Raw genomic sequence first — 13,507 nt, 5'->3', positions numbered from 1 at the left:
TCGATGGATATCAGGTTCGCCCACCGCTTGTCTTATAAACAAGCCAAACTGACTGTGCTGGTAGGTTTCATCCTGGGAACCTTGCTCAGCCTTGGGCAAATTGGCATTGATTATGCCAGCGAAGACGCATCCATCAACCGTGAAATTCGCTCGCTGATCGAAATCAGCCATAACCCGGCGTCACGCATCGCCTACAACATCGACGCTGAACTGGCCAAGGAGTTGACCCTGGGCCTGCTGCACTCCCCCGCCATCATTCATGCGCAACTGGTCGACAACAACGGCGTGATACTGGCGGACGTCAATCGGCCACGCAGCGAAAGCACCTATCGGCCCATCAGTGATTTCCTGTTTGGTGCCAATCGCCAATTCGAAGACCGTCTGTTCCTCAGCCACATGCCCGACGAGTCCCTCGGCGTGCTGTACCTGGACGTTGACACTTATGCCTTCGGCAGCCGCTTCCTGCGCCGCGCCGAAATCACCCTGCTCAACGGGTTCGTGCGCAGCCTGTTGCTGACCGGGATCCTGCTGGGCCTGTTCTACGTGATGCTGACGCAGCCGCTGGTGCGCATCATCCGCGAATTGAGCAACCGCAAACAGGCGCGTCTGGACTGCCCGCCAGGGCATGAGCAGGATGAGATCGGCGTACTGGTCAACGTGGCCAACCAGCAATTTGACAACATGCAAACCGAAATCCAGCAGCGCCGCCACGCCGAGGACCGCCTCACCGAATACCTGGGGCAACTGGAAGATATCGTTTCGGCGCGCACCCTGGAGCTCAAGGCCAGCAACCAGCGCCTGAGCCAATCCAACGATGAACTGGAGGCGGCGAAGATGAACGCCCTGGGCATGGCCCAGGCGCGGGCGGCGTTCCTGGCCAACATGAGCCACGAAATCCGCACGCCGCTCAATGGTTTGCTCGGCATGATCGCGCTGTCCCTGGACAGCCCGCTGAATGCCGAACAGCGCCAGCAACTGTCGATCGCCCACGACTCCGGCAAAGTGCTGGTGGACTTGCTCAACGATATTCTCGACCTCTCCAAGTTCGACGCGGGCCAGCTGGAACTGGAGCGCATCCCGTTCGACCTCGGCTCAATGGTGGAAGACACCGCCAACCTGCTGTCGCAGAACGCGGCGCCGAGCGTCGAGCTGACCTGTCTGATCGACCCGCAATTTCCGGCGCAGGTGCTCGGTGACCCGACGCGGGTGCGGCAAATCGTCAGCAACCTGCTCTCCAACGCCTTGAAGTTCACGCGTTTCGGCCGCGTGGACGTGCGGCTCAGCGCCTTGGGCGATCAGGTAAAAATCGAGGTTTGCGACACCGGCATCGGCATCGCCCAAGACGCGCAGGTGAAAATCTTCCAGCCGTTTACCCAGGCCGGCGCCGGCATCACCCGCCAGTTTGGCGGTACCGGGCTGGGCCTGGCGCTGACCCACAACCTGTGTGAAGCCATGCACGGACGGTTGAGCATCAGCTCCGAGGTGGGCTTTGGCAGCCAGTTCTGCGCCGAACTGCCACTGCCCACCCACCTGCCCGCCAGCCGACAAGCGCCGCTCAAAGGTGAAGTGCTGGTGATCACCCATACCGGCAGCGGGCTGACGGAGTTGCTCACCTCGCTGCTGCCGCACTGGGGACTGACAACGCGCTGTTTGACCATGGATGACGACATGACCGGGCAAGCGCCCGACCTGCTGATCACCGACTGCCCGGAATGCCTGTTCCGCATCCGCCCGGGCATTACCGCGCCCATCCTCGTGGTCACCGCCTATGGCAATTTCATGCCCGGCGAAGAGGTCGCCGCATTCGCGCCCTTGCAGCAACAGGCGCGCCCGTTGAGCCGCAATGCGCTGTACCAGATCCTGCAACGCAACCTGCGCAGCGACACGCAGTTGGCACTCGATACCGTGCAGCGTGAAATTGCGCCGCCAGCACACCGAGCGCGCATCCTGCTGGTGGAGGACAACCCGGTCAATCAATTGGTAGCCAAAGGCATGCTCGCCAAGCTGGGCTGTGAGGTGATCGTGGCGGCCCATGGCGGCGAGGCGCTCAGGTTCCTTGAGGAGCAGCGTTTTGACATGGTGTTGATGGACTGCAACATGCCGGTGATGGACGGCTACGAAGCCAGCCGCCAGATCCGCCGCAGTGGCCGCTGGCCGGACCTGCCGATTGTCGCGTTGACGGCTAATGCGCTGTCCGAAGAGCGCGAGCGCTGCCGAGCGGCAGGGATGGACGATTACCTGGCCAAACCGTTCCGCCGCGAGGAGCTCAATGCGCTGCTGGACTTGTGGGTGCCTGAAGCGACAGCGCGCTGAGTCGCGCAAAAAACGGTTGTCACATCGCTCATTTGAGCAGGGTTTCAATCTCCCGGGTCAGGTCCTGTGGCTTGGTGGTTGGGCCAAATCGCTTGACCTGCAGGCCATCGCGGCCGATCAGGAACTTGGTGAAATTCCACTTGATGCCCTTGGAACCCAACAGGCCGGGCGCCTGTTTTTTAAGTTGAACGAACAAGGGGTGGGCATCGCTGCCGTTGACATCGACTTTCTTGAATAACGGGAAGCTCACGCCGAAGTTCAGCTCGCAAAACTCTGAAATCGCCCCCTCATCGCCCGGTTCCTGCTTGCCGAACTGATTGCACGGAAACCCCAGCACCACCAGGCCCTGATCCTTGTACTGCTGCCAGAGTTGTTCAAGGCCCTTGTACTGCGGGGTGAAGCCGCATTTGCTGGCGGTGTTGACTACCAGGATGGCCTTGCCGGCAAAGTCGGCCAGGGTCTTCTGCTCACCCTTGATGGTGGTGCACGGGATGCTCAGCAGTGTATCGGCCATGGCACAGTCTCGATCAGTGGAAGGGTTTGAAAAATAGCGGGCAACTCAATCGTGCGCAATTTACATCGACGGCGCTGATGGAGCGCAATCAGCATGCGGGAGTGAACAAGGCCCCTCCCGCATTGGACTTCAACGCGGGACGAAGTCCAGGCACACCGAGTTGATGCAGTAACGCAGGCCGGTCGGCGGCGGGCCGTCCGGGAACACGTGGCCCAGGTGCGCATCGCATTTGGCGCAGGTGACTTCGGTGCGGATCATGCCGTGGCTGACGTCGCGAATCTCGATCATCGCACTGTCGGCAATCGGCGCGTAGAAGCTGGGCCAGCCGCAACCTGAGTCGAATTTAGTGGTGGAGTCGAACAGCGCTTCATTGCAGCAAATGCAGTGATAGACGCCGTCGGCTTTGGTGTCGTTGTACTTGCCGCTGAACGGGCGCTCGGTGCCCTTGAGACGGCATACGTTGTATTGCTCGGGATCAAGCATCGCTTTCCATTCATCAACGGTTTTCTGCAACTTATCCATCGGTACACCTCGGTCACTGAAAAACCCTGATCTGTGTCTTTTCCATGGATCAGGCGGCACGTATGATTGCGCCTCTTCAAAACGCCAGTCTGGCACCCGCGCCACCGCCGTTCAAACGTATTTACAGGTGCGGACCGCGCAGGATTCACAGTACGGTAGTGTCTTCACCGTCTGGATCGTTCATTTTCAGGATCACATCGCCATGCAGGTCAGCAAATCGAACAAGCTCGCCAACGTCTGTTACGACATTCGCGGCCCGGTGCTCAAGCACGCCAAGCGCCTGGAAGAGGAAGGCCATCGCATCCTCAAGCTGAACATCGGCAACCCGGCGCCCTTTGGTTTCGAAGCGCCGGAAGAAATCCTCCAGGATGTGATCCGCAACCTGCCGACCGCCCAGGGCTACAGTGACTCCAAAGGCCTGTTCAGCGCGCGCAAGGCGGTGATGCAGTACTACCAGCAGAAGCAGGTAGAAGGTGTCGGCATCGAGGACATTTACCTGGGCAACGGGGTGTCCGAGCTGATCGTGATGTCCATGCAGGCCCTGCTCAACAACGGTGACGAAGTGCTGGTACCGGCGCCGGATTATCCGCTGTGGACCGCCGCCGTGACCCTCGCCGGTGGCCATCCGGTGCACTATCTGTGCGATGAAGGTGCCGACTGGTTCCCGGACCTTGCCGATATCAAAGCCAAGATCACTCCCAATACCAAAGCCCTGGTGATCATCAACCCGAACAACCCCACCGGTGCCGTATACTCCAGGGAAGTGTTGCTGGGCATGCTCGAACTGGCGCGACAGCACAATCTGGTGGTGTTCTCCGACGAGATCTACGACAAGATCCTCTACGACGATGCCGTGCACATCTGCACCGGCTCCCTGGCGCCGGACCTGTTGTGCCTGACGTTCAACGGCCTGTCCAAGTCCTATCGGGTAGCGGGCTTCCGCTCCGGCTGGATCGCGATTTCCGGGCCCAAGCACAATGCCCAAAGCTACATCGAAGGCATCGACATGCTGGCCAACATGCGCCTGTGCGCCAACGTGCCGAGCCAGCACGCAATCCAGACCGCCCTCGGTGGCTACCAGAGCATCAACGATCTGGTGTTGCCCCAGGGCCGCCTGCTCGAACAGCGCAACCGTACCTGGGAGCTGCTCAACGACATTCCCGGCGTCAGCTGCGTCAAGCCCATGGGCGCACTGTATGCCTTCCCGCGTATCGACCCGAAGGTGTGCCCGATCCTCAACGACGAAAAGTTCGTGCTCGACCTGCTGCTGTCGGAAAAGCTGCTGGTGGTCCAGGGCACCGCGTTCAACTGGCCGTGGCCGGATCACTTCCGTGTGGTGACCCTGCCGCGTGTGGATGACCTGGAAATGGCCATTGGCCGTATTGGCAACTTCCTCAAGTCTTATCGCCAGTAACGAAAATGACACTGTACGGCCAGCTTTTGGTCGTACAGCGATTATCTGGCAACACTTCTCTGACCTGCCCCGCTGCGCACCTGCCGCCTGGCCTGCCTGTAGCTGTCAGGCCCCGTAATTGCGAGGCTGAAGGGCAATCGGAGACGGCTCAAGAACCGCTTATCGGGTAGGAAAATCCCTTCAAAGGTTTACATAAAGGCTGTAGGACACAGTTTGAAATAGTCGCCCGGTTGAATCACCCCAGGCTGCACCTTATATACCCCGCAGTACGCGACATATTAAGCATGAGGAGAACTCTACAACCATGATGCGCATCCTGCTGTTTCTGGCCACTAACCTGGCGGTCGTGCTGATTGCCAGCATCACCCTGAGCCTTTTTGGCTTCAACGGGTTCATGGCGGCCAACGGGGTTGACCTGAACCTCAATCAGCTGCTGGTTTTCTGTGCGGTCTTTGGTTTTGCCGGTTCGCTGTTTTCGCTGTTCATCTCCAAGTGGATGGCGAAAATGAGCACCAGCACCCAGGTCATCACCCAGCCCCGTACCCGGCATGAGCAATGGTTGCTGCAGACCGTCGAGCAATTGTCCCGCGAGGCCGGCATCAAGATGCCCGAAGTCGGGATTTTCCCGGCCTATGAAGCGAACGCCTTCGCCACCGGCTGGAACAAGAACGACGCGCTCGTTGCGGTCAGCCAGGGCATGCTGGAGCGCTTTTCCTACGATGAAGTGAAGGCGGTACTGGCCCACGAGATCGGCCATGTGGCCAATGGCGACATGGTTACCCTGGCGCTGGTACAGGGCGTGGTGAACACCTTTGTGATGTTCTTCGCGCGGATCATCGGCAACTTTGTCGACAAGGTGATCTTCAAGAACGAAGAGGGTCGCGGCATCGCCTACTTCGTGGCAACCATCTTCGCGGAACTGGTGCTGGGCTTCCTGACCAGCGCGATCACCATGTGGTTCTCGCGCAAACGCGAATTCCGCGCAGACGAAGCCGGGGCCCGTCTGGCCGGTACCGGGGCGATGATTGCAGCCTTGCAGCATCTGCGCTCCGAACAGGGCCTGCCGGTGCATATGCCGGACAGCCTGACCGCCTTCGGTATCAACGGTGGCATCAAACAGGGCATGGCGCGCTTGTTCATGAGCCATCCACCGCTGGAAGAGCGAATCGACGCACTGCGCCGTCGCGGCTGATGGTCAGGCAGTGACACTGAAAGGGGCGACTTGATCGCTCCTTTTTTGTGGGCGCCTGAATCGCCATCGCGGGCAAGCCCGGCTCCCACATTTGATCTTTGTCGCTTTGAGCATTGCGTTCGCTTAACTGACTGGCATCAGGGCTCGCCCGCGATAGCCGTGGCAACAGTGCAGACCTCAGCGCCGGTCCAGCCGATAGGCGCGCTCCTCAAGTCGCGTGACGCCGTCCTGCACGAACTTCCAGCTCTCGCCCAGGATGTCCTGCTCTTGCAGCACGTCCACGCTCCAGCCCTCACACAACAACATGCGCACTTCGTCATCATTCACCGCAAAGGGTGGGCCGGCCTTTTGCACCTGGTCATAGTCGAGCGTGACCAGCAGGCCTTTTGTACCTGCCCCCAGCAGCGCAGTGAGATGCTCGGCATACTGCGCACGCATCAACGGCGGCAAGGCGATGAGCGCCGCGCGGTCATACAGCGCACTGCAATCACCCACCGCCTGCGCATCAAGGGCGAAGAAATCACCGCACCACACCTCGATCAGTCCCGTCTGATAAACCTTGAAGGCGCCCTTCTCAACGACCTGCGGCGTCAGGCCCTGCTCACTGAAGAACGCCTGCACCGCCTGCTCCGACAGCTCCACGCCCATCACGCGAAACCCCTGCGCGGCCAGCCAGATCAAATCCAGACTTTTACCGCATAACGGCACCAGCACTTTTGCAGCCTCGGCCACGCCCAGCGTCGGCCAGTGGCGCTGCAGGTACGGGTTGACCTCGGGCAGGTGGAAGCCGATCTGATTGCGCGCCCAACGCGCTTGCCAAAATTCAGGCTGCATAAATCCCCCGGAAATTCGATCAAAAAGCGCTAAAACTTATATTGGATTTAGATCAATGATCTGACTGAAGATGGCAGCATCTTAACCCTCAGGACCCTACGTATGTTGCCCAGCCTGTTCATCTCCCACGGTTCGCCCATGCTCGCCCTGCAACCAGGCGCCAGCGGCCCTGCCCTGCAGCGGCTGGCGGCGGAGCTGCCAAGGCCAGAGGCGATCGTGGTGGTCTCAGCGCACTGGGAAAGCGCCGGCCTGCTGGTCAGTGGCAGCCCGGCACCGCAAACCTGGCATGACTTCGGCGGCTTCCCCCGCGAATTGTTCGCGGTGCAATACCCGGCGCCGGGCCATCCGCAGTTGGCGAGCGCCATTGTCGAACTGCTTCACGCAGACGGCCTGGAGGCGCAGATCGACGAGCGTCGCCCATTCGACCATGGCACTTGGGTACCGCTGTCGTTGATGTACCCGGCGGCGGATATCCCGGTGGTGCAAATCTCGCTGCCCAGTCGCATGGGCCCTGCCCTGCAGACCCGCGTCGGGCATGCCCTGGCCAGCCTGCGCGAGCAAGGTGTGCTGTTGATCGGTTCCGGCAGCATCACCCATAACCTGGGTGAACTGGACTGGCGCGCCGGGCCGGACAGCATCGAGCCGTGGGCCAGGGAATTTCGTGACTGGATGGTGGACACCCTCGCCGCCGATGACGAGGCAATACTGCACGACTATCGCCGCCTGGCGCCGCATGCGCTGCGCAGCCATCCCAGCGATGAACATTTGCTGCCGCTGTATTTCGCGCGCGGCGCGGGTGGCCCTTTCAGCATTGAGCACCAGGGCTTCACCCTGGGTGCACTAGGAATGGACATCTACCGCTTCGGTTGACGCCGGGTTTGCTCAGCCATGCAGGTATTGGCTGTTGTTGGACCGCTATCGGGAGCACGCCCCCTCCCACAGTTGATTGGGGACCTTATCCGAAAAAATATCGGGCAAAAAAATCCCCGAACCAGTCGGGGATTTTTTATGGACGATCAATCAGCCGTAGCGGCAGATCAATCTTCGCGGTAGCGACGCAGCTTCAGCTGCTTACCGGCAACGCGTGTGTCTTTCAACTTGGTTAGCAGTTTTTCCAGGCCATCTTCCGGCAGCTCTACCAGAGAGAAGCTGTCACGCACCTGGATGCGACCGATGGCTTCACGTGCCAGGCCACCCTCGTTGAGGATAGCGCCCAGCAGGTTCTTGGCAGCGATACCGTCACGCGCGCCCAGCGCGGTACGGCAACGAGCGCGGCCTTCAGCCAATGGAACCGGAGCACGACGCTCACGATCACCACGGTCCGGACGATCGCCAGTACGCTCTGGACGATCACCGCGCGGGGCGTTGTTCGGCACCAGTGGGCGTTCTTTCTCGATGGCTGCCAGGGTCAGGGCCTGACCGTTGGTGGCTTTGCGCAGCAACGCTGCAGCCAGGGCACGTGGGGTGCAGCCGATATCGGCGGTCAGGCGGTCAAGCAAATCGCCGTGGGTCGATTCAGCGTCAGCCACCAGCGGCGACAGGCTGTTGGTCAGTTTCTTGATGCGCGCATCGAGAACAGCCTGAGCATCCGGCAGGCGGACTTCGGCAACTTTCTGACCGGTTACACGCTCGATCACCTGCAGCATGCGGCGCTCACGCGGAGTCACCAGCAGCAATGCACGGCCTTCGCGACCGGCACGGCCGGTACGGCCGATACGGTGAACGTAGGACTCGGGATCGTAAGGCATGTCAACGTTGAACACGTGGGTGATACGTGGAACGTCGAGGCCACGAGCAGCAACGTCGGTCGCCACAACGATGTCCAGACGGCCATCCTTGAGGGAGTCGATCACGCGCTCGCGCTGGTTCTGGGCGATGTCACCGTTCAGCGCAGCGGCTTTGTAGCCTTTGGCTTCCAGGGCACTGGCCAGGTCCAGGGTCGCTTGCTTGGTGCGCACGAACATGATCAGGGCGTCGAAGTCTTCGACTTCCAGCAGGCTCAATACAGCCGAGGTCTTCTGGTCAGCGTGAACCAACAGGTGAGCCTGTTCGATCGCGGTAACGGTCTGGGTCTTGGTCTGGATTTTCACGTGTTGCGGATCGCGCAGGTGGCGTTCGGCAATGGCACGGATAGACTGCGGCAGGGTGGCCGAGAACAGTACGGTCTGACGGGTCGGTGGCAGTGCCTTGAAGATGACTTCCAGGTCATCCATGAAGCCCAGCTTCAACATTTCGTCAGCTTCGTCCAGCACCAGGTGGTTCACGGTGGACAGGACTTTCTCGTCGCGACGCAGGTGGTCGCACAGACGGCCTGGGGTGGCGACAACGATCTGTGCGCCGTTACGGATGGCTTTCAGTTGTGGGCCCATGGGCGCGCCGCCGTAAACGGCCACAACGGTAACGCCTGGCATTTGCTTGGCGTAGGTTTCGAAAGCGGTTGCTACTTGCAGCGCCAACTCACGGGTTGGCGCCAGGATCAGGGCTTGCGGTTCGCGCTTGGCAGGATCGATGCAGTGCAGGATAGGCAGGGCGAACGCGGCGGTTTTACCGGTACCGGTTTGCGCCTGGCCAATCATGTCCTGGCCGGCCATGATGATCGGGATCGATTGCTGCTGAATCGCCGAAGGTTCTTCGTAGCCGGTCGCGATGACGGCAGCAAGAATGTTCGGGTTAAGATTAAAAGCGGCGAAGCCGCCGGTTTCCTGGGTCATGGGTCTGCCTCTAAGTGCATCCGCAAAGACCCATGCTCCAAAGCTGCGCATGCCGTGTTGAGACTCAAGAGTCGCCCTGGCTGCTTTGTCGGCGGGGATTTGCGAAAACGAATGAATGAAAAAGATTCGTCAAGGAAGAGTCCGCTGTGCGGACGTGCAGCCGAAGCTGGCTTCGGGGAATTGCGCTACCTGAACGCGGCCCGGTTAAAGGCCGGCGCGCACTATACCGGAAATACCTGAAAAAGGGAGCTTTTTTCTCGTAACGCACTGATATACCGCGCTGCGTCACAGGGTTTGCAGATACCCGTAGCAGGGTCTGTTTTGCAAACGCCCGGCCCTGCTGGGCATAACGCTTAAACGATTCACCCATTGGATCGGACCTTCGGTCCGAAACCTTAACTCCGCGCCCGAGGGCACACCCGATGAATCAAGCCAGCAGTAGCCGCGTCAGCCGTGAACTCCGGGGTCATGTCCTGCTGTTGGGCCTGGACCGGGTAGCCAAGCGCAACGCCTTCGACCTCGATTTGCTCAATGACCTGAGCCTGGCATATGGCGAATTTGATCGAAACGACGACGCGCGGGTAGCGGTGGTATTCGCCCATGGCGACCATTTTACCGCCGGGCTGGACCTGGCCAATGTCAGCGGCGTGATGGCCGGCGGCTGGCAACCGCCGCCAGGGGGTTGCGATCCCTGGGGCGTGTTTGCCGGACCAAGAGTCAACAAGCCGGTGATTATCGCGGCCCAGGGCTATTGCCTGACCCTCGGCATCGAGCTGATGCTGGCGGCAGACATCAACCTTTGCGCCAGCAATACCCGCTTTGCGCAAATGGAAGTGCAGCGCGGGATCTTTCCGTTCGGTGGCGCGACGCTGCGTTTTCACCAACTCGCCGGTTGGGGCAATGCCATGCGCTGGCTGCTCACCGGCGACGAGTTCGATGCTCATGAAGCCCTGCGCCTGGGGCTGGTGCAGGAGGTGATGGCCAGCGAAGACCTGCTGCCGCGCGCCATCGAACTGGCCAGCCGCATCGCCCGCCAGGCGCCACTGGGCGTTCAGGCCACGTTGACGTCGGCGCGTCTGGCGCGCATGGAAGGCGAAACCGTGGCGGCCGCCGCCTTGCCCGCAGTGGTGGATCAACTGTTTAACAGTGAGGATGCCAAGGAAGGCGTGCGGGCGATGATCGAGAAGCGGCCGGGGGTGTTCAAGGGAATTTGATGGCGGCAGTGAGGGCCTCATCGGGGGCAAGCCCCCTCCCACACTTAAATATGTTCACACATCAAAATGTGGGAGGGGGCTTGCCCCCGATGAGGCTCTGATAGTCACCTAAGTCGCCGGCCGAATCGCCTTGATCAACGGCTGCAACGAGTACCCCAAGCGCGGCGCCAGGGCCTCGGCACGCGCCGAGAGCGCCTCCAGCTCCAGCTCCTGATCCAGCTCCGAAGGCACCAGCAAGATCACATTGCCCTCCTTCACCGGCAGCTCCCAGTAATGCCGGTGATACAGCCCACGCAGCAGCGCTGCCCCCAACGGTTTGCCATCGTCGGTGGCCCATTGGTTGATCACCAGCCAACCGCCCGGGTTGAGCTTTTTCTGGCAGTTTTCCAAAAATGTCCACGCCAGGTGCCCGACGCCGGGCCCGACATCGGTGTAGAGGTCGACGAAGATCAGGTCAGCCGGCTCAGCGCTTTCCAGCAACTGCAGGGCATCGCCGATGCGGATGTACAGGCGTGGGTCATCGTCCAGCCCCAGGTACTCGATGGCGAGGCGCGGCACATCGGGGCGCAGCTCGATGGCTTCGACGTCTTCCAGCGGCAGGAACTTCAGGCACGCCTGGGTCAGGGTGCCGGCGCCCAGGCCGAGGAACAGCGCGCTGTCCGGCTGCTCATGGCACAACGCACCAACCAGCATGGCGCGGGTATAGTCGTACTCCAGCCAGCTCGGGTCAGCGGTGAAGACGCAGCTTTGCTCGATGGCATCGCCAAATTCGAGAAACCGGTAATCGGCCACCTCCAGCACACGGATCATGCCGAAGTCATCATGGACCTCGGCCAGCAGGCGCTCGACACGCTCCTCGGTCATCACTACTCCTAAAAGGGTTTACCGCACGGCAAAGGCGCGATTGTCGGCCAACCGGCGGCAACAGGTCACGCACTAATTGCTGATAACATTGGCGCCCGACCGTCAATCACCCAATCGAGTTCACGATGAGCCAACCCTGGAGCCCCGACAGCTGGCGCGCCCTGCCGATCCAGCAACAACCCCGATACCCGGACGCTGCACACTTGCTGCAAGTGGAGCAGAATCTGGCCAGCTACCCACCGCTGGTGTTTGCCGGGGAAGCCCGCGAGTTGCGCCGTCAGTTTGCCGAAGTCACCGAGGGCCGCGCGTTCCTGCTGCAGGGCGGCGACTGCGCCGAGAGCTTTGCCGAATTCTCCGCTGCCAAAATCCGCGACACCTTCAAGGTGCTGTTGCAGATGGCGATCGTGATGACCTTCGCCGCCGGCTGCCCGGTGGTGAAAGTCGGGCGCATGGCCGGCCAGTTCGCCAAGCCGCGCTCGTCCAACGATGAAACCATCGACGGCATCACCCTGCCCGCCTACCGCGGCGATATCGTCAACGGCATCGGCTTCGATGAAAAAAGCCGCGTGCCCGACCCGGACCGCCTGTTGCAGTCCTATCACCAGTCCACCGCCACCCTCAACCTGCTGCGCGCGTTTGCCCAAGGCGGTTTCGCCGACCTGCACCAGGTGCACAAGTGGAATTTGGACTTCATCGCCAACTCCGCCCTGGCTGAAAAATACAGCCAACTGGCCGACCGCATCGACGAAACCCTGGCCTTCATGCGCGCCTGTGGCATGGACAGCTCGCCGCAATTGCGCGAGACCAGTTTCTTCACCGCCCACGAAGCGCTGCTGCTCAACTACGAGCAAGCCTTTGTGCGCCGTGACAGCCTGACCAACGATTACTACGACTGCTCGGCCCACATGTTGTGGATCGGCGACCGCACCCGTCAGCTCGATGGCGCCCACGTCGAGTTCCTGCGCGGGGTGAACAATCCGATTGGCGTCAAGGTCGGCCCGAGCATGAACCCTGACGACCTGATCCGCCTGATCGACACTCTCAACCCGGACAACGATCCCGGCCGCCTCAACCTGATCGCGCGCATGGGCGCAGGCAAGGTCGGCGACCACCTGCCCCACCTGATCCGCGCCGTGCAGCGTGAAGGCAAGCAGGTGCTGTGGAGTTCGGACCCGATGCATGGCAACACCATCAAGGCCAGCAGCGGCTACAAGACCCGTGACTTTGCGCAGATCCTTGGCGAAGTGAAGGAGTTCTTCCAGGTGCACCAGGTCGAAGGCAGCTATGCCGGCGGGATTCATATCGAGATGACCGGGCAGAACGTCACCGAATGCATCGGCGGCGCGCGGCCGATTACCGAAGACGGTTTATCGGACCGCTACCACACCCACTGCGACCCACGGATGAATGCCGATCAGTCACTTGAACTGGCGTTCCTGATTGCCGAGACGTTGAAGCAGGTCAAGCGCTAAGGCCGTGGCTGGAAATGCCTGCTGACGGACTCTCTGTGGCGAGCGGGCTTGCCCCGCGTTGGGCGGCGAAGCAGCCCCAGTTCGGCGTATCAAGTTTCTCCAGGCAGAATCCCGGTGGCTGGTTTTGGGGCTGCTTCGCAGCCCAACGCGGGGCAAGCCCGCTCGCCACAATCAAGCCCTCCAGCCACAATCCGAGTTACTTTCGCAACGGGTCGTCCCAAAAATGCCGTTGGCTTTCCTGCTCCACGTCGGCGCGGCTGAGCCCAATGTCCTTGAGCGCATCGTCGTTCAGGGCCGCCAGTAACCGGCGCTCCCGGTACACCGTGTGCCAACGCACGATGCCCTGAAACAGCCCGGCCAAAGGCCGCTTCGCGATCAACACAAAACCTTTTTGACCTTTCATCTTCTCGCCCTCCTGTGGGGATGACGAAAGTGTGTGCTTGGCTCTATGATCAAT

The 13,507-nt window shown here is 60.9% G+C and carries 12 protein-coding genes; 6 read left to right on the top strand and 6 right to left on the bottom strand.

Features of this window, described 5'->3' with window-relative positions; translation table 11 throughout:
* Window positions 1-3 precede the first annotated feature (3 nt).
* On the top strand, window positions 4-2,313 hold the full coding sequence (locus tag VRB54_RS07730; protein ID WP_338481067.1) for a hybrid sensor histidine kinase/response regulator: 2,310 nt from the start codon (window positions 4-6) through the stop codon (window positions 2,311-2,313).
* Window positions 2,314-2,341: 28 nt separating this feature from the next.
* Here the strand turns inward: VRB54_RS07730 and VRB54_RS07725 are convergent, their stop codons facing one another.
* Both VRB54_RS07725 and msrB read right to left on the bottom strand, forming a co-directional pair.
* Window positions 2,342-2,827 (bottom strand): glutathione peroxidase, encoded by a 486-nt coding sequence (locus VRB54_RS07725; protein WP_338480229.1) that lies wholly within the window; start codon window positions 2,825-2,827, stop codon window positions 2,342-2,344.
* 129 nt (window positions 2,828-2,956) lie between these two features.
* Complete coding sequence (gene msrB / locus VRB54_RS07720) at window positions 2,957-3,349, bottom strand: peptide-methionine (R)-S-oxide reductase MsrB (RefSeq protein ID WP_338480228.1); 393 nt, start codon at window positions 3,347-3,349, stop codon at window positions 2,957-2,959.
* A gap of 202 nt (window positions 3,350-3,551) precedes the next feature.
* Here msrB and VRB54_RS07715 point away from each other — a divergent pair, with 202 nt between their 5' ends.
* Together VRB54_RS07715 and htpX are read left to right on the top strand one after the other, a co-directional pair.
* Window positions 3,552-4,763: a pyridoxal phosphate-dependent aminotransferase gene (locus tag VRB54_RS07715; RefSeq protein WP_338480227.1), complete on the top strand. Its 1,212-nt coding sequence runs from the start codon at window positions 3,552-3,554 to the stop codon at window positions 4,761-4,763.
* 304 nt (window positions 4,764-5,067) lie between these two features.
* Window positions 5,068-5,955 (top strand): protease HtpX, encoded by an 888-nt coding sequence (htpX, locus tag VRB54_RS07710; RefSeq protein ID WP_338480226.1) that lies wholly within the window; start codon window positions 5,068-5,070, stop codon window positions 5,953-5,955.
* Between the two features lie 177 nt (window positions 5,956-6,132).
* Here htpX and VRB54_RS07705 read toward each other — a convergent pair whose 3' ends face one another.
* Window positions 6,133-6,789 carry a thiopurine S-methyltransferase gene (locus VRB54_RS07705; protein ID WP_338480225.1) on the bottom strand — a complete coding sequence of 219 codons (657 nt, stop codon included), beginning with the start codon at window positions 6,787-6,789 and terminating at the stop codon, window positions 6,133-6,135.
* Window positions 6,790-6,891: 102 nt separating this feature from the next.
* On the opposite strand from VRB54_RS07705, the gene VRB54_RS07700 reads away from it, so the two are divergent.
* Window positions 6,892-7,659: a class III extradiol ring-cleavage dioxygenase gene (locus VRB54_RS07700; RefSeq protein WP_338480224.1), complete on the top strand. Its 768-nt coding sequence runs from the start codon at window positions 6,892-6,894 to the stop codon at window positions 7,657-7,659.
* A 167-nt stretch (window positions 7,660-7,826) separates the two neighbouring features.
* Here VRB54_RS07700 and VRB54_RS07695 read toward each other — a convergent pair whose 3' ends face one another.
* Window positions 7,827-9,500 (bottom strand): DEAD/DEAH box helicase, encoded by a 1,674-nt coding sequence (locus VRB54_RS07695; protein WP_027606997.1) that lies wholly within the window; start codon window positions 9,498-9,500, stop codon window positions 7,827-7,829.
* Between the two features lie 422 nt (window positions 9,501-9,922).
* On the opposite strand from VRB54_RS07695, the gene VRB54_RS07690 reads away from it, so the two are divergent.
* Window positions 9,923-10,714, top strand: coding sequence for a crotonase/enoyl-CoA hydratase family protein (locus VRB54_RS07690; RefSeq protein ID WP_338480223.1), 792 nt, complete (start codon window positions 9,923-9,925; stop codon window positions 10,712-10,714).
* Window positions 10,715-10,822: 108 nt separating this feature from the next.
* Here VRB54_RS07690 and VRB54_RS07685 read toward each other — a convergent pair whose 3' ends face one another.
* Window positions 10,823-11,578 (bottom strand): spermidine synthase, encoded by a 756-nt coding sequence (locus VRB54_RS07685; protein ID WP_209980505.1) that lies wholly within the window; start codon window positions 11,576-11,578, stop codon window positions 10,823-10,825.
* A gap of 125 nt (window positions 11,579-11,703) precedes the next feature.
* Here VRB54_RS07685 and VRB54_RS07680 point away from each other — a divergent pair, with 125 nt between their 5' ends.
* Window positions 11,704-13,050, top strand: a complete 1,347-nt coding sequence (locus VRB54_RS07680) for a class II 3-deoxy-7-phosphoheptulonate synthase (protein WP_338480222.1) — start codon at window positions 11,704-11,706, stop codon at window positions 13,048-13,050.
* A gap of 196 nt (window positions 13,051-13,246) precedes the next feature.
* Here the strand turns inward: VRB54_RS07680 and VRB54_RS07675 are convergent, their stop codons facing one another.
* Window positions 13,247-13,453, bottom strand: a complete 207-nt coding sequence (locus VRB54_RS07675) for a DUF1127 domain-containing protein (protein ID WP_338480221.1) — start codon at window positions 13,451-13,453, stop codon at window positions 13,247-13,249.
* Window positions 13,454-13,507: the final 54 nt, after the last annotated feature.

It is taken from the genome of Pseudomonas trivialis, assembly GCF_036864995.1.
Classification (GTDB): domain Bacteria; phylum Pseudomonadota; class Gammaproteobacteria; order Pseudomonadales; family Pseudomonadaceae; genus Aquipseudomonas; species Aquipseudomonas trivialis.
The sequence above is the reverse complement of the archived record's forward strand: the minus strand, read 5'-3'. Positions and strand labels throughout refer to the sequence as shown.